The organism is Polymorphospora sp. NPDC050346, assembly GCF_040655695.1.
GTDB classification, from domain to species: Bacteria; Actinomycetota; Actinomycetes; order Mycobacteriales; family Micromonosporaceae; genus Polymorphospora; species Polymorphospora lycopeni.
In genome coordinates this window covers 41568-57280 of the sequence record NZ_JBFAKM010000004.1, presented here as the reverse complement: position 1 = coordinate 57280, position 15713 = coordinate 41568, and the positions used below count along the sequence as shown (strand labels likewise).

Here is a 15713-nt window from a genome sequence, read left to right as displayed (position 1 = left end):
ATGCGGATCGCCATCGTCACCGGCGCCAGCTCCGGCATCGGACAGAGCGCGGCCATCCAGATCGCCAAGCGCGGAACGGGCGTCATCCTCACCTACCGCGACAACCACGCCGGCGCGTCGGACACGGTCGCGACGATCGAGAAGAACGGCGGCACCGCTGTCGCGCTACGGCTGGACATCGGCCGATCGGAGACCTTCCCGGCATTCCGCGACTCCGTTGTCGTCGCCCTCCGCGACACCTGGCAGCGCGACACGTTCGATTACCTCGTCAACAACGCCGGATCCAGCCGGATGGCCCTGTTCGAGGACACCACCGAGGAGATGTTCGACGCACTCATGCGGGTGCTGCTCAAAGGCCCGTACTTCCTCACCCAGACGCTACGGCCGCTGCTGGCCGACGGCGGCGCCATCGTCAACGTCACCAGCAACGCCGCGTCGTCTTCCGGGCTCGAACCCGGATACTCCGCCTACGGCACGATGAAAGGCGGCCTGGTCGTACTGACCCGCTACCTGGCCAAGGAGTTCAGCCGACGCGGCATCCGGGTCAACTCGGTCTCGCCCGGTTCCACCCGCACCCGCATCGCCGACAACGCGTTCGAACGCCACCCCGAGGTGGTCCCCGGCCTCGCCGCCAAAACCGCCCTGGGCCGACTCGGCGAACCGGACGACATCGGCGTAGCCATAGCGGCACTACTCGGCGAAGACGGAAGCTGGATCACCGCACAGAACATCGAGGTTTCCGGCGGCTACAACCTCTAGCAGCCCACCGTCCGACTCCAGAGTGCATCAGCGGGAAGGTTTCATTTTCGAATCCACGACTTCGTCGCGGACCGTGATCGCCACCACTGCGACCGTTGGGCCGCGGGCAGCGTCGAGGCGGCGTGTACGGAACTGTTCCGCACAGCCCAGCCCCTTCCCCGCACCACCAATCGCCGGTCAGGCTTGCCGTCATAGGTCGAAGCGACCACACAGGACCTTCTCGTCTTGCAGGACCCGGCGTTGCCCGAGGACACCCTGTCCTCCTGCGCCCTGACCTGACCGAACAAGTTGAAGGAGGTTCCACCGGGCCATCCGGGCCCACCCACGGCAGAGGAGGAAGTAATGCGAATCAGTCGGACACTGAGTGTCGTCCTCGGCACCTTGTTCATGGTCGGAGCATTGGCCGTTCCGGCACAGGCCGCGCCGTCCGATGAGTCTGTGCAGATCCTTGCGAGCTTCACCGCGTCGAACTCCTTCGGCAGGGCGTCAGGAGACCGGGGCGTGTACTCGCAGAGGGTCACCGCGTCCGGCACGATCACCGACTACGCGGCGAACCCATCGACGTCCTACGCCTACCTGAGCTGGCAGGAGTACCACCACGGCGCCTGGACCAATCAGAACGAGCAGATCGGCTGGGCGGCCAACGGTACGACGAAGCCCATCTCCGGCAGCTTCCTGACTCCGTACGACGTGCGCAACGTACGGGTCACGGTGTGCACGTCCGCCGGCAGTTGGTACTGCGGTGTCCCAGCCTGAGGAACGGCCTCAACGGTCGAGGCCTCGACAGGAGCGGCCCACAGCGTCGAACGCTGTGGGCCGCTCCCGGTGTAATGCCGGCCATCGAGGTCGAGGTGTGGCCCGAGGACGCACGGCCCTGATCCGGCGTGGCGGCCGACCGGCGGTTACCGGCCACCGCGGCCAACCCCTCACGTGGGGGGCTCGTCACGTCATCGGGCACCGCGGCTGACGCTGGGCAGGCCGGGCTTCTCAGGCACCGACAGTGCCTCGATCCAGCCCTGGACCCGCTCGGTCACGTCGGCGGCCGTCAGGCCGATCTCCGCGAGAATCTCGGCCCGCGTGCCGTGGTCGATCCACTGCACCGGCACACCCAGGTCACGCAACGGCACGTCCAGCTCATGGTCACGCAGCAGCTTGGCGACCGCATCGCCGACGCCGCCGTTGCGTACCCCGTCCTCGATGGTCACGACCAGCTTGTGCGCGCCCGCGAGCCCGACCATCTCGACCGGCACGGGGCGGACCCAGCGTGGATCCACCACGGTCACGCCAAGGCCCCGCTTCGCCAGTTCGGCCGCGACCTGTACCCCGAGGTGAGCGAAGGGTCCTACCGCGACCAGCAGGACGTCCCTGCGTTCACGCGTCTCGGCGAGTACGTCGATGCCGCCGACCTGGCGCAGCGCGGGCAGGGCGGCCGGCACCGACCCGGTCGGGAAGCGGACCACCGTCGGCCCGTCGTTGATGGCCACCGCCTCGCGCAGGGACATACGCAGGGTTTCGGCGTCCCGAGGAGCGGCCACCCGGAGGCCCGGCACCACGCCGAGGATGGACATGTCCCAGATGCCGTAGTGGCTCGGCCCGTCCGGTCCGGTGACACCTGCCCGGTCGAGCACGAACGTCACGGGCAGCTTGTGCAGTGCCACATCCAGCAGCACCTGGTCGAAAGCACGGTTGAGGAAGGTCGCGTAGATCGCCACCACCGGGTGCAGGCCGGCCAGCGCGAGCCCGGCGGCAGACGTGGTCGCGTGCTGCTCGGCGATGCCGACGTCAAATGCCCGGTCCGGGTAGGCGGCGGCGAGTTTGTCGATGCCGGTCGACTCCGGCATCGCAGCCGTGATGCCGACGACGTCGGGCCGCTCTCCCGCGATCGCCACCAGCTCGTCGGCGAACACATTCGTCCACTTGAGACTGGGGGCAGCCAGCTGCTTCCCCGTTTCCGGGTCGAAGGCACCGGGCGCGTGCAGCCGGTCGGCCTCGTCCTGCTCGGCCGGCGCGTAGCCGTGCCCCTTGTGCGTCACCGCGTGCACGATGACCGGGCCGCCGTAACGCTTGGCCCGGGTGAGCGCCGACTCCATCGCCGCCAGATCGTGGCCGTCGACCGGTCCGACGTATTTGATCCCGAGATCCTCGAACATCGCCTGCGGCGCCACGGCAGCCTTGACGCCCTTTTTCACCGCGTGCAGCGCGTCAAACAACGGCTTGCCGACCAGCGGGGTCTTCTCCAGAGCGTCCCTGGTGAAATCGAGTATCTTCTCGTATCCCGGATCGAGCCGCAGGGACGCAAGGTGATCCGCGAGCCCGCCGATGGTCGGCGCGTAGGAGCGGCCGTTGTCATTGACGATGATGACCAGACGGTTGCGGGTGGCGGCGATGTTGTTGAGCGCTTCCCAGCACATACCACCGGTGAGGGCACCGTCGCCCACTACCGCGACGACGTGCCGTAGCTCGCCCCGCAGGGCGTAGGCCTTGCCCATGCCGTCGGCATAGGACAGGGCGGTGGAGGCGTGACAGTTCTCGACGAGGTCGTGCTCGCTCTCGGCCTGGCTCGGGTATCCCGTGAGCCCGCCGCGCCGCTTCAAGAGGTCGAACCCGTCCTGCCGACCGGTCAGGATCTTGTGCACGTAGGCCTGGTGCCCGGTGTCGAAGATGAACCGGTCACGAGGGCTGTCAAAGATGCGGTGCATCGCGAGCGTGAGTTCGACGACACCCAGGTTGGGGCCGATGTGACCACCGGTGCGCGCCACTTTGACGATCAGGAAATCCCGGATCTCGGCTCCGAGCACGGTCATCTGCTCGGGCGTCAGGGTCTTCAGGTCCTGGGGCCCGCGGATCGTGCTCAGCAGGGTCTGCGCGTGGTCACTCATAGCCGGAAAGCGTATCGGCAGCCCAGGGCCGACCAACCGACTCACTGGCAAAGTCGCTTGTCGATCTTGTGGCACGGTGACAGCTTCTGCGGTGTCCCGGGCACACGCTGCCCTCAGCCGTGGATGATCAGGTGCCGACCGGACCGGCGACGTACGGCGGGCTGGCGGCGAGCCTGATCCGCAGACCGTCGGCGTCCGGGTGGTCCAGTTCGTCGAAGATGGCCAGGGCGGCCTGCCACGCCGACCGGGCCGCCTCGGGGGCACCGATGAACCGGTACGTCTCGCCGAGGTTCGCCAGCACCTCCGCCTCGTCGTAGCGGTCGCCGAGGGCGCGGTGCAGGTCGAGGGCCCGTCGGTAGCAGCGTAGGGCCTCGTCGTGTCGGCCGAGCCGGTGCTGGGCGTACCCCAGGTTGTCCCAGGCCAGGGCGGCGCCGTGCCGATCCTCGTTCTCCTCGTGCAGGGTGAGGGCCCGGCGGGAACAGTTGAGGGCCAGTTCGTGATGGTCGAGCCGGGCGTGCAGCCAGCTCAGGTTGTTGAGGGCCTTGGCCTGACCGACCAGGTAGCCGGCCGCCCGGTAGAGGCTGAGCGCCTGCCCGGTCTGGTCGAGCGCCTCCTCGTGCCGGCCCTCCCGGGCGAGTATCCAGCTCACGCCGACGTGGGTGTGCGCCTGGCCGACCGTGTCCGCCAGCTCGCGGTAGAGGTCGAGGACCCGCTGGTAGTGGATGTGCGCGTCGGTGTTGCGGCCGAGCCACGTGCAGGCGATGGCGAGCCCGCGGTGGGCGTGCGCCTGGCCGAGGCGGTCGGCGCCACGCCGGGCGGCGTCGAGTGCCGTGCGCTGCACGGCGATCAGGTCGTGCCAGTGGCCGCGCCGGTCGAGATAGGTGGTGAGCACGGCGGCCAGTTGCCACGCGTGGTCGTCGAATCCGGCCCGCGCGGCCCGGTCGACGACGGCCAGCAGAACGTCCTGTTCCGCCGCGAACCAGGCCATCGCGGCCGTGTGGTCGGCCGGCTCTTCGCTGGTCACGCCCGGCTGCGGGTCCGCCGGCACGACGGAGACCGCCAGCCGGTACGGGTCGAGCAGCCGGTCCGCCGCGTGCGTGGTGTGCAGGTAGTGGTCGAACAGGCGGTGACCGGCGACGGCACGCTCGGCCTCGCTGTCGATCGTGTGGCACAGCTCGGCGGCGTAACTGGCGAGCAGGTCGTGCTGCGCGTAACGGCCCGGTGCGTGTTCGGTCAGCAGGTGCGCCTCGGTGAGCCGGGCCAGGAGCGGACGTACCCGGGCCGGCGGGATGCCGGCGAGGCTGGCCAACGCCGGTTGTCCCGCGTCCGGTCCGGGGTGGAGCCCCAGGAGGCGGAACAGCCGGGCGGCATCGGGCTCCAGCGCCCGGTACGACCAGGAGAGGACCGCGCGTACGTCGGTCGCCGGGTCGCCGGTGTCGAACGCGGCCAGGTCACCACTGCGTACGTCGCGCAATTCGGTGGCGAGGGCGGCCAGCGGCAGGTGGGGTTGGGTCGATGCCCGTGCCGCCACGACGGCCAGTGCCAGCGGCAGCCCGGCGCACCGTCGAATGATCTCCTCCACCGCCGCGAGGTCCGCCGTGGTGCGGTCCCGCCCGATGCGCTGCCGCAGAAGCTCCCGGGATTCCGGCGCGGTGAGCAGGTCCAGTGTGAGCGGTCGCGCGCCTTCCGCGATGACCAGGCCGGTGAGCCGGTTGCGGCTGGTGACGACCACGAGGCACCCCGGTGCTCCGGGCAACAGGTCCCGGACCTGCTCGGCGTCGCGGGCGTTGTCGAGCAGGACGAGCACCCGCCGGCCGGCCATCAGGGTGCGGTAGAGGGCCGCCTGCCGGGACAGCTCGGTCGGCACCTGCTGTCGTGGTACCTGCAACGCCTCCAGGAATCCGAGCAGCGCCTCGGCTGGCCCGACCGCCCGCCCACCCGGATCGAAGCCGCGCAGATTGACGTAGAGCTGTCCGTCCGGAAACCGGTGCGCCGTCCGGTGTGCCCAGTGCACCGCCAGTGCGGTCTTGCCGACGCCGGCGGTGCCGCCGATCGCGGAGATCACGACCGCCCGGCCACCGGCGCCGTCAGCGCCACCCAGCAACGCGTCCAGTGCGCGCAGTTCGGCCTGACGGCCGGTGAAGCCGGGTACGTCGGTGGGAAGCTGGGCCGGTACCGGTGCGGCCGGGATCGGCACCGCATCGGGCGACGGCACGGAAGCCGGACCGGGACCGGGCTGCGGCTCGGGGCCGGGATCGGGCTTGTCGTGGCGCAGCACCCGTAGGTGTGCCGCAGCCAGTTCGGCGCCGGGCTCCACCCCCAGTTCCTCCACCAACCGGCGACGGGTTTCGGCGTACACCTCCAACGCGCGCGCCCGCTGGCCAACACCGGCCAGCGCGAGCAGGTACCGGCTGATCAGCGACTCGCGCAGCGGGTTGGCGTCCACCACCGGACGCAGCACCTCGATCACGTCCGCGTGCCGGCCCAGCGTCAACTCGGCGGTCGCGAGCTGCTCGTACGCGGACAGCCGCTGTTCGTCCAGGCGCGCGGCGGCGGACTCGACGAACGCGCCCGCCGCGCCGGCCAGTGCCGGTCCACGCCACAACGCCAGCCCGGTCCCGAGCAACTCCGCAGCGGTCGCCGGCTGACCGGCCGCGACGGCCGTCCGGGCCTGTGCCACGGCGCCGGTGAACACGGCCAGGTCCAGTTCGTCCGGCCCGACGACGAGGCGGTAGCCGCCGGCCTGGGTGAGCAGCACGTCCGTGAGGCCGGCGCCCCGCAGCGCCGCCCGGATCTGCGACACGCATACCTGGACCTGGGTACGGGAGCTGCGGGGCGGCTCGTCCGTCCAGAGCGCCCTGATCAGTTGCGCGGGCGACACCACCCGGCCCGCGTCGAGGAGCAGCAGGGCCAGCACCGCGCGTTGCTGGGGGCGCCGGAAATCCAGGACCTTCCCGTCGACGTCGGCCTCGACGGGGCCGAGTATGCGCCACCTCATGCTCCTCCTCACCCCGCACCATCGACAGCAGGGTCCGATGTGGATTACCTGGTCGGTTCGCGCCAAGCCGCCGGATAGCAAACGCCAAGCCCGGCGAACGAGGCTTGTTGCCAGTGACCGACAGGCAGGGGTCGATCCAGGTGCGCCCCGCTGCCTGCTCAGGATTTAGGAGGTAGCAGTGCGCACATTCGTACATCGCGGTTTCGCCCGGCTCGCCGTGGCCCTGGTCGCCCTCGGTACGGTGGGCGTGGGCTGGACGGCCCCCGCGTCCGCGGACCCGGCCGGGCTGGTGAACGTCGGCGAGACGACACAGGAGAACAGCAGCGACAAGTCGCTCCCCGTCCGCTGCCCGGCGAACACGGTCGTCACCGGCGGGGGCGCCTACCTCACGACGTCACCCGACGCCGGAGGGCGTGTCGGGCTGGACCGGTTGGAGCCGCTGGCCGACGGCAGCGGGTTCGTCGCCACGATGCGCGAGGCCGGGCCGGTCAACTACGCCGGCGACTGGCGCTTCACCACCAGGGCCGTCTGCGTCTCGCCGCCGTCGGGGTATCAGGTCGTCGCGGTGACCGGGGCGGTGGGAACGCAGTACGTGACCGCCAGCTGTGGAACGAAGACCGTCATCGGGATGGGTGGCCGGGTCAACGGCGGCGCCGGGGACGTCTTGCTGGACCAGGTGGTGCCGTCCTTCGACCTGAAGTCCGTCACCGCGCGCGGCGTCGCGGTCCAGGGCGCGACCACGACCGGCTGGTCCGTCACGGCCTTCGCCGTGTGCGCCACCGGCGTGGCGGGCCTGGAACGGCTCTGGGACGCGTCGACGAGCGGCAGCACCCCGGACAGGATCGCGGCCGTCACCTGCCCGGCCGGGAAAGCGCTGTACAGCGTGGGTGCGGACATCAACGCCGGCAACGGCCAGGTGCTGCTGTCCGGGGTCAACATCCTGCCGGAGGACACCGTCCGGGTCTGGGCCGACGAGGATGCCGACGGCCTGGCCGGGAACTGGACGGTCGCCGCGTACGGCATCTGCGGTAGCTGACCGGTACACGGGCTGGTCGCTCGGCTCTGGTCCGGTCGGTCGCGTCGGCGGCCGACCGGACCATCGGTCGTGGTTGGTCCGGTCCGCCGGGCGGACCCGTTGCGTGATGATTTGTTTCGTTGGTCGGTGCGGCAGGGGTCGGGCCGGGGTTGACCCTCTCCTTGGGAGAGGGTCGAGGCTTGTTGGAGGCGTCGGTGACGGGGTTGATGCCGATCGGGGTGTTCGCGCGAGCGACCCGGTTGTCGGTACGGGTGCTGCGGAACTACGACCGGCTGGGACTGCTCGTTCCGGCGTGCGTCGATCCGGACACCGGCTACCGCCGGTACGGCGTCGACCAGTTTCCCCGTGCGGGACTGATCCGGCGACTGCGAGAGATGGAGGTGCCGTTGCCCGAGATCGCCGAGATCCTGGCGGCCGACGTTCCGGAGCAGGCACGCGCCGTCATCGAGCGGCACCGGGACCGGGTGGCCGCGCAGGCGGCCCGGCTGGACGAGATCGCCGGGCGGTTGGGGGCCGTGCTGGGCGAGCCGGGCTGGCTGCACGTGTACGAACGGTGGCGCGGCGCCCAGCCGACCGCCCGCACGGTGCTTCGTACGCCGCCGAGCGGGCTGGCCGAGGCGCTGGCCCCCGGGTTCGCGCGCCTGTTCGCCGGCCTCGCCGAGCAGGGAATCGACCCGGCGGGGCCGCCCGGGACCCGCTACCTCGGCGACGACCCCGAGGCGGCGGAATGGCAGGTGGAGTTGTTCGTGCCGGTGGCGCGCCCGCCCCGGCCGACAGCGACGATCGCGGCCGGGGAACTGGCGGGCTGCCTGCTCGCCGCGACCGTCCACGAGGGCGGCTACGACGACGTCGACAGCGCCTACCGTTCGCTGGGCCGCTGGATCGCCGAGCACGACCGGGTGCTGGCAGGCCCGGCCGAGGAGAGCTACCTCGTACCGCCGGCGCCCGGCGTACCCGACGCGGCGCTCCGCACGGAGATCGCCTGGCCGGTCCGCCCCACGTCCGGCCCACCCCGACCAGCAGAACAGGAAACCAAGTGATCATCGAGAACGTGGCGTTCCCCGCCGGTCAGCACTGCGAGACCACCACCCTCGGCGCCGTGCTGCGCCACGCGGGCCTCGACCTGTCCGAGCCGATGCTGTTCGGCCTCGGCGAGGGGCTGGGCTTCGTCTACTGGGACGCCAGGAACATGGACTTCCCGTTCCTCGGCGGTCGCGGCAAGCCGGCCTCGATCACCCGGACCGTCGCCGACCGGCTGGGCCTGACGCTGCACGTCCAGGAGACCGCCTCGCCCCGCAGGGCCTGGCAGAACGTCACCGCCGCCCTCGACGCCGGACACCCGGTCGGCCTGCAACTGGACTCCTACCACCTGGACTACTTCACCACGAAGGTCCACTTCGGCGGACACTTCGCCGCGATGTACGGCTACGACGACACCCACGCCTACCTCGTCGACACCGCTCAGCAGGGCGGCGCCGTGACGGTCCCGCTGGCGAGCCTGGAACGGGCCCGCAACGAACGCGGACCGATGACCGCCCGCAACCTGTCGTACACGGTCGCCGGCCCCACCGGCCGGCCCGACCTGGCTCGCGCCGTCCGGACCGCCGTCCGCGGCAACGCACACACCTTCCTCGACCCGCCCATCGCCAACCTCGGCCACCGTGGCATCGCCAAGGCGGCCCGACAGGTGGCGCGCTGGCTCGACCGCTCGAGCGACCCGTCGCGCGACCTCCCGCTCGCCGCGAGGCTGATGGAACGCGGCGGGACCGGCGGCGCGCTCTTCCGCAACATCTACCGCGACTTCCTCGCCGAATGCGCCGCGATCGTCGACGACGACAACCTCCGCCACGGCCACCAGATGTACGCGAAGATCGCCCCGCTGTGGACCGAGGTCGCCCACCACATCACGACCGCCGGAGAAACCGGCGACCCGGACCACCTCGCCCGCGCCTCGGAAATCCTCACCGACCTCGCCGACCGCGAACACGACGCCATGCGGGTCCTGTCCGCCGTCCGCGCCGACTGACCGCGGGTCCCCGACGGTCGCGTACGTCCGGTTACCGGCCGGTGCCGGCTGCCTGTGGGGCGAAGACGATGTTCCAAGGGCGCGCCGAGCCCGGCGCCGGGATGCCGATCGGGGCGGGTGAGGGCTCGTCCAGCGTCTCGGCGGCGATCTGCGCGAAATGCTCCGCCGCGGGGTGCGGCGCCGGTGCGGGCCACGCCGCGGAGACGATCCGGTGCAGTGGGTGATCGGCGATCGGGCGCCAGACCACGCGCGGCTCGCGCCGGGTGGCTTCTTCCGGTTCGAACGCGATGCCCCTTCCGGCGAGTACGAGTCCCAGCACGAATTCGGGATTGCGTGCGTGCCGTACCCGTGCCGGCGTGAAGCCGTGCTGGCGGCACACGTCGAGCAGGTGGTCGTGCCAGCCCGGCGCGGTGGCGCGCGGAGGCAGGATCAGGTCGTGGCCGGTGAGGTCGGCCAGAGCGAGGTGGTCCGCCGCGGCCAGTGGCGAGGCGCGGGGCAGCACCACGCCGAGCCGTACCCGGGTGGTGGGGCCGAACCGCAGGTCGGTGGCGTCGACCGGGTGGTGGACGAGACCGACGTCGAGGCGGGCTTCGGTGAGCATCCGCACCTGCTCACCGGTGGTCAGTTCCTGGAGGTCGACGTCCAGGCCGGGTAGCCGTTCGGCAAGGCGTCCGAGCAGGGTCTGGAGGGTCTTCGCGGGGATCTCCGGCGGCACCCCGGCGCGGAGCGTGCCCAGGGTGCCCTCGCGCACCATCCGCATCAGGCCGCGGACGCGTTCCTCCGCGGCGAGCAGGGCGCGTGCCTCGCCGAGCAGCAGCCGCCCGGCGGGTGTGAGGTCGACCTGGCGTCGGGAACGGTCGAACAGCTCGACCCCGAGTTCCCGTTCGAGCCGTTGGATCGACTGGCTCAACGGTGGCTGCGCGATGCCGAGCAGTTCGGCGGCCCGGCTGAAATGCAGCTCCTCGGCCACCACCACGAAGTACCGAAGGTGTCGAACGAGATCCACCAGGCGACGGTACGTGAGCCGCGCCGACTACCGTGGCGGTGTGCTGGAGGAGATCTTCGACAGGGTGGGCGTGGACGCCTGCGTGCACGCGGTCGATGTCGATACCGGCCGCGACGTCGGGATACGTCCGGACGAGCAGGTCGTGATCGCTTCGGTGTTCAAGATCCTGGTGGTGCTGGAGTTCGCCCGGCAGGCCGTGGCAGGGCAGCTCGACCCCACCGAGCGGGCGGTGGTCCGTGCCGCCGACCGGCTGGGCGGCTGGGGGACGGCCGGGTGCGCCGACGACGTGGAGCTGTCACTACGGGATCTGGCGTACTTCACCATGTCGGTCAGCGACAACACCGCTGCGGACCTGCTGCTGCGCCGCGTCGGCCCGGATGTGCTGCCGCTGCTGGCGGCGGAACTGGGTCTGCCCCGCACCAGGGTGATGGGCGGCCCGCGGCAGGTGCTGGAGTCGATGTTCGACGACGTGGGCGCCCGCGACGCCGCCGAGTTCGCGCACATGTTCGCCGCCCTGCCCGACGAGCGGGTACGTGCCCTGCGGGTCTTCGACCCCGAGCACACCACCTCCAGTACGGCCCGGGAGATCACCCGCCTGCTGGCCCTGATCTGGCGGGACGAGGCGGGCCCACCCGCCGCGTGCGCGATGGTGCGGGACCTGATGGCGCGGCAGATGTTCTGGACCCGGCTGCTGTCCGGCTTCCCGCCACAGGTCCGGGTCGCCGCCAAGACCGGTACGCTGCCCGGCCTGCACATCGAGGCCGGCGTCGCGGAGTACCCCGATGGCGGCCGGTACGCGATCGCGGTCTTCGCCCGCGCGAAGCGGCTGACCGCCCGCCGCATCGACGTCGACCTGGCGATGGGTGAAGCGGCCCGCGCCGCTGTCGACCAGTTGCGGCGGCTGTGATCCACGCCTCGGCCGCGCCGGGTCGCGTCGCGCCTGCCCTGGTCCGATACGCGCCCGGATATCGGCGACCCGGTCGAATGGTCTTGGACCGGGTGTCCCGTCCGCTGGTTGGCTGCCGGCCATGACACAGTCACGACTCGGCCGTCGCCGCCTGCTCGGCACCGCCGCCGGTGCCGCCCTGGCCACGGTGGCCACGGTTCCCGCCGTCCCGTCCACCGCGTCCGCCGCGGCCCGCCGCCCGACGGGCGCCGTGCCGGCCACCTTCAGGTGGCTGGGCACCTCCGGCTGGCGCATCGACATCGGCGCGAAGACGGTACTGCTCGATCCGTACCTGAGCCGCTTCGACACCGGCCTGTTCCGCGGGACCTTCAACCCGGCCACTCCCCTGCAGGTCGACGCCGCGACGGTCGACCGCCATGCCGGCACCCCGCAGACGATCCTGGTCACCCACACCCACTGGGACCACTTCAACGACGTACCGCACATCGCCCGGCGGTCGGGCGCCCGGGTGTTCGGAACCCTCACCGCCTACCACCTGGGGCTCGCGCTCGGGTTGCCGGCCTCGCAGCTCAACCCGGTCAAGGGTGGTGAGGTGCTCGACTTCGGCGAATACACGGTCGAGGTGGTCGCGGCACTGCACAGCCGCAACAGCACGTACTCGATGGCGTTTCCCGGGGTCCGGGTGGCGGTACCGGCCCCGCCGACGACCATCGCCGACCTGCCGGAGGGTGACACGCTCGCCTACCAGGTGACCGTCCGGGGCGGCCCGTCGGTGTTCTTCATGGGTGCCAGCGACTTCGTCGAGCGCAACCTCACCGGGCTGCGCCCGGATGTCGCGATGATCGCCGTGCCGGCGACCGACGCCACCCACGCCTACGTGCCGCGCCTGCTGACAGCGTTGGATCGGCCGGCCGTGGTCGTGCCGGTGCACTGGGACGACTTCGAGACGCCGCTGAGCAATCCGCCGTCCACCACGCCGAACGACCGCCGGCGGCTCGACGCCTTCCTCGCCGCCGTACGCGAGACAGCACCACGCACCAAGATTCTGCTGCCGGAGTACCTGACCCCGTACAGGCTCGGTTAGCACCAGGAACATGAGCCTCGTCGCCTGTTCACTTCCGGCCGCCATCGCTTTCGCGCTCCTGCTGCGGTGGTGGGGCGGAGCACTGCTCACCGACCGATGGAGAACCCCCGGCTGGTTCATCGCGACGGCCGGACTCTGCACGGTCGCCGCCGCCGTCACGTGGTTCGTCGGCGTCTTCTCCGGTTCCTCACTGGACCCGAAGGAATCCTGTCGCGCGGCCGGCGCCACCTACGACGACGCCTACCGCTCGCTCCAGTGGCGGGAGCACTCGCGATGGTTTCCGCTGCACAACTGGTGCAACGCCGACTACGACCTGGTACCGGTATGGGTCAACCCGGCTCTGGTGTCGCTGGCCCTACTGGCCACCGTTTGTCTGGGCGTGGCCGGCTGGCTCTTCGTCGAACGCCTAAGGCGCCAGCGAACAAGCTGACCGGTACGCCCCGACTCGCCCGACGCCCTCACCAGACGCGAGCGGATTCCGAATGCTGCTCGTCGGTTCGAACCAGGGCGGTGCGGTGACCGCGGCGACGCGCGTCTCCGGATCCGGTTCCACGCGGGGATCAACTCGGTGGCACCGCGCCGTCACGCGGGTTGCCGCAGCGGATCAGGAACCCGGCAAATCGCGCATCAGTCTCCGTACCGCCTGGACATCCGGTCGCGACGAGGTGTGGCCGTCGCGTCGGGGTGCCGGTTCGCCCACGGCGCCCGCCGGGTCCATGAGCCGGCGCAGGCCGGTTCGCATCAGCGCACCGTCCATGGAGGCGATGCCGCTGAGCGTGAGCACCGATACTCCCTGGTCGAAGGCGGCCATGAGTTGGGCGACGTCGTCGACCGGAAGGACTTCGCCGGTCGGTCGACCATCGGCCGCGACCCGCCCGTAGGCGTCGATCATCACCTGAACGCGCTGCCGCAGCGCATGGATGAGCGTGTCGTCACGGGCGGCGGTGGCGATGAACTCCAGTGTCGCCAGGCTGAACCCGCGCACCATCCGCGCCGCGTCGTCGGTCGCGGCGTCGGGTACGGGCGTGTCGGTGTCACCTTCCGCCGCCGCGAGCGGGTCCCAGCCTTCGCCGCGCAGCATCTCCAGGTTGTGGTCCATCACCGCCAGGAACAGTTCCGCCTTGCCCTCGAAGTTCGAGTAGACCGCGCCTTTGGAGAACCCGGCCTCGTTGGCTATCCCCTCCAGGCTCGCCGCGTGGTAGCCGTCGCGGGTGAACGCGTTCAGTGCCGCCAGGATGAGCGCTTCACGGGTCTCCTGCTGGCGCTGCGCACGACTGCGCGGGGCGCGGCGCCCGGACGTCGAGGGGCGGGGCAAGACCACACTGGTCTCGCAGATCGTCGGATTGCTCCGCCCCGATGCCGGATCGGTCCGGGTGGCCGGCGTGGACGCGATCGCCGACCCGGCGACCGCGCGACGCTGCGTGGCACTCCAAGCCCAGGCGCAGGCACCGCTCGACGGCCTGACACCCAGGACAGCCATCGAGATCGCCGGCCCGCTTCGCGGCATGTCCCGCACCGACGCGAGAAGCTCCGCACGCGCCCTGGTCGACGAACTCGACATCGGCGAGTGGTCCAACCGCCGCGCCACACCGGACGGCGGCGGCCTGTCCGGGGGCATACGCCGACTCACCGCGTTCGCCATGGCCGCCGTCGCGAAAACGCCACTGGTCATCCTCGACGAGCCGACCAACGACGTGGACGCGGCCCGGCGTCGACGTCTGTGGAAGACCGTACGCCGCCTCGGCGACGAAGGCGCCGGCGTCCTGCTCGTCACCCACAACGTCGTCGAAGCAGAACGCGTGGTGGACGACCTCGTGGTCCTCGACCGCGGCAAGGTCGTCGCCTCCGGATCACCGAACCAGCTCCGCGGGACCAACGACAACGACCTTCGACTCGAACTCTCCCTGCAGCCGGACGGCGGTGACCCCTCCGAGTTCCCGCGCGCGGTGCCGATCCCGATCGTCCGCCGCGTCCGTGTCGGCCGGCGCGTGCTGATGACCCTTGACGCAGCCGACGCCGAGGCCGCCGTCGCCTGGGCCACGACCCTCCGCTCGGACAAGCGCATCGACGGCTACGCGCTGGCCCCCGCCACCCTCGAGGACGCCTACCTCGCCGCCACAACCGACGCCGCCGAACAGGCGACCACCGCACAGAAGGTGACCGATGTCTGAGACGACGACCGCCCCCGCGCTCGCGCCGATGCGCACCCGCACCCCGCCACGCACCGCCCCGTGGACGACGTACGGGACCCTGCTGCGCTGGACGATCGCCCAGACCGGCGCGATGCTGCCGCTCGTCATCGTCGTACAGGCCTTGCTCGCCGCCGGAATCATCATCGGGTTCGGGTTCCTCATCCCCGACATCGACACCTCGTCGGCCCGCTTCCTGTCCACCGGCGCACCCACGGTCCTGCTGATGGTCGTCGGGCTCGTCATGGTCCCCCAGGGCGTGGCCCAGGCACGCACCAACGGCACGTTCGCCTACCTGCGCGCGCTACCGGTGCCGCGCCCGTTGCTGCTGCTGGCCGACCTGACGGTGTGGCTGGTGGTCGCCCTGCCGAGCGTCGCCGTCGCGGTGATCGTGGCCCAGTTGCGGTACGGCTTCAGCTACGCCTTCGACTGGCCCCTCCTGGTGGCCGCGGCCGTCCTGACCGCGGTGACCGCCACCGCGGTCGGCTACGCGATCGCGGTGACGCTGCCCCCGCTGCTCACCCAGCTCACGACCCAGGTACTGGTGTTCTTCGTGATGCTGTTCTCGCCGGTCACCTTCCCGGCCGGCCAGCTCCCCACCTGGTTCCAGACGACCCATGACGTACTTCCGTTCCGACCGGCCGCGGACCTGCTCCGCGCCGGGCTGCTGTCGGACACCTACACCGCGAGCCGGCAGGACCTCGTCGTGCTGATCGCGTGGTGTGCGCTCGGACTCGCGGTGAGCATCCGCGCGATGATTCGCCGCGGCTGAACGTCCCCGTCCCGACCCGCCTTGCCATCCGGATGCGCCTCCCGACCGTGCGGGATG

General features: G+C 71.1%; 14 protein-coding genes. 10 read left to right on the top strand and 4 right to left on the bottom strand.

The annotated features are described in order from the left end of the window. Complete coding sequence (locus AB0I42_RS05940) at positions 1–759, top strand: SDR family oxidoreductase (RefSeq protein WP_357534586.1); 759 nt, start codon at positions 1–3, stop codon at positions 757–759. Positions 760–1260: 501 nt separating this feature from the next. Beyond that, entirely contained in the window at positions 1261–1515 is a 255-nt protein-coding gene (locus tag AB0I42_RS05935; protein WP_357534584.1) for a hypothetical protein, read from the top strand. Between the two features lie 191 nt (positions 1516–1706). On the opposite strand, the gene dxs is transcribed toward AB0I42_RS05935, so the two are convergent. Next, positions 1707–3638: a 1-deoxy-D-xylulose-5-phosphate synthase gene (gene dxs, locus AB0I42_RS05930; RefSeq protein ID WP_357534582.1), complete on the bottom strand. Its 1932-nt coding sequence runs from the start codon at positions 3636–3638 to the stop codon at positions 1707–1709. 127 nt (positions 3639–3765) lie between these two features. After that, a complete protein-coding gene (locus tag AB0I42_RS05925; protein WP_357534580.1) occupies positions 3766–6636 on the bottom strand; it encodes a BTAD domain-containing putative transcriptional regulator in 2871 nt (956 codons plus the stop codon). Positions 6637–6814: 178 nt separating this feature from the next. On the opposite strand from AB0I42_RS05925, the gene AB0I42_RS05920 reads away from it, so the two are divergent. From AB0I42_RS05920 to AB0I42_RS05910, 3 genes are all read left to right on the top strand, one after another. After that, positions 6815–7672 carry a hypothetical protein gene (locus AB0I42_RS05920; RefSeq protein WP_357534578.1) on the top strand — a complete coding sequence of 286 codons (858 nt, stop codon included), beginning with the start codon at positions 6815–6817 and terminating at the stop codon, positions 7670–7672. Positions 7673–7866: 194 nt separating this feature from the next. Continuing rightward, positions 7867–8712, top strand: a complete 846-nt coding sequence (locus AB0I42_RS05915) for a MerR family transcriptional regulator (protein WP_357534577.1) — start codon at positions 7867–7869, stop codon at positions 8710–8712. Then, positions 8709–9698 (top strand): BtrH N-terminal domain-containing protein, encoded by a 990-nt coding sequence (locus tag AB0I42_RS05910; RefSeq protein ID WP_357534575.1) that lies wholly within the window; start codon positions 8709–8711, stop codon positions 9696–9698. Before AB0I42_RS05915 ends, AB0I42_RS05910 begins: the two co-directional genes overlap by 4 nt. Positions 9699–9729: 31 nt before the next feature. Here the strand turns inward: AB0I42_RS05910 and AB0I42_RS05905 are convergent, their stop codons facing one another. Beyond that, positions 9730–10704, bottom strand: a complete 975-nt coding sequence (locus tag AB0I42_RS05905; protein WP_357534573.1) for a LysR substrate-binding domain-containing protein — start codon at positions 10702–10704, stop codon at positions 9730–9732. A gap of 13 nt (positions 10705–10717) precedes the next feature. On the opposite strand from AB0I42_RS05905, the gene AB0I42_RS05900 reads away from it, so the two are divergent. From AB0I42_RS05900 to AB0I42_RS05890, 3 genes are all read left to right on the top strand, one after another. Then, positions 10718–11611, top strand: a complete 894-nt coding sequence (locus tag AB0I42_RS05900) for a serine hydrolase (protein ID WP_357534571.1) — start codon at positions 10718–10720, stop codon at positions 11609–11611. A 121-nt stretch (positions 11612–11732) separates the two neighbouring features. Then, entirely contained in the window at positions 11733–12695 is a 963-nt protein-coding gene (locus tag AB0I42_RS05895) for an MBL fold metallo-hydrolase (protein WP_357534569.1), read from the top strand. Between the two features lie 10 nt (positions 12696–12705). Then, positions 12706–13125 (top strand): hypothetical protein, encoded by a 420-nt coding sequence (locus AB0I42_RS05890; RefSeq protein ID WP_357534567.1) that lies wholly within the window; start codon positions 12706–12708, stop codon positions 13123–13125. Positions 13126–13299: 174 nt separating this feature from the next. On the opposite strand, the gene AB0I42_RS05885 is transcribed toward AB0I42_RS05890, so the two are convergent. Next, positions 13300–14016, bottom strand: coding sequence for a TetR/AcrR family transcriptional regulator (locus AB0I42_RS05885; RefSeq protein WP_357534565.1), 717 nt, complete (start codon positions 14014–14016; stop codon positions 13300–13302). Between AB0I42_RS05885 and AB0I42_RS05880 the strand changes: the two genes are divergently transcribed. Continuing rightward, the gene (locus AB0I42_RS05880) at positions 13931–14866 is read left to right on the top strand and encodes an ABC transporter ATP-binding protein (protein WP_357534563.1); all 936 of its coding nucleotides are present in this window, start codon (positions 13931–13933) and stop codon (positions 14864–14866) included. The genes AB0I42_RS05885 and AB0I42_RS05880 overlap by 86 nt on opposite strands. Then, positions 14859–15656 (top strand): ABC transporter permease, encoded by a 798-nt coding sequence (locus tag AB0I42_RS05875; RefSeq protein WP_357534561.1) that lies wholly within the window; start codon positions 14859–14861, stop codon positions 15654–15656. The genes AB0I42_RS05880 and AB0I42_RS05875 overlap by 8 nt, the downstream gene beginning before the upstream one ends. Positions 15657–15713: the final 57 nt, after the last annotated feature.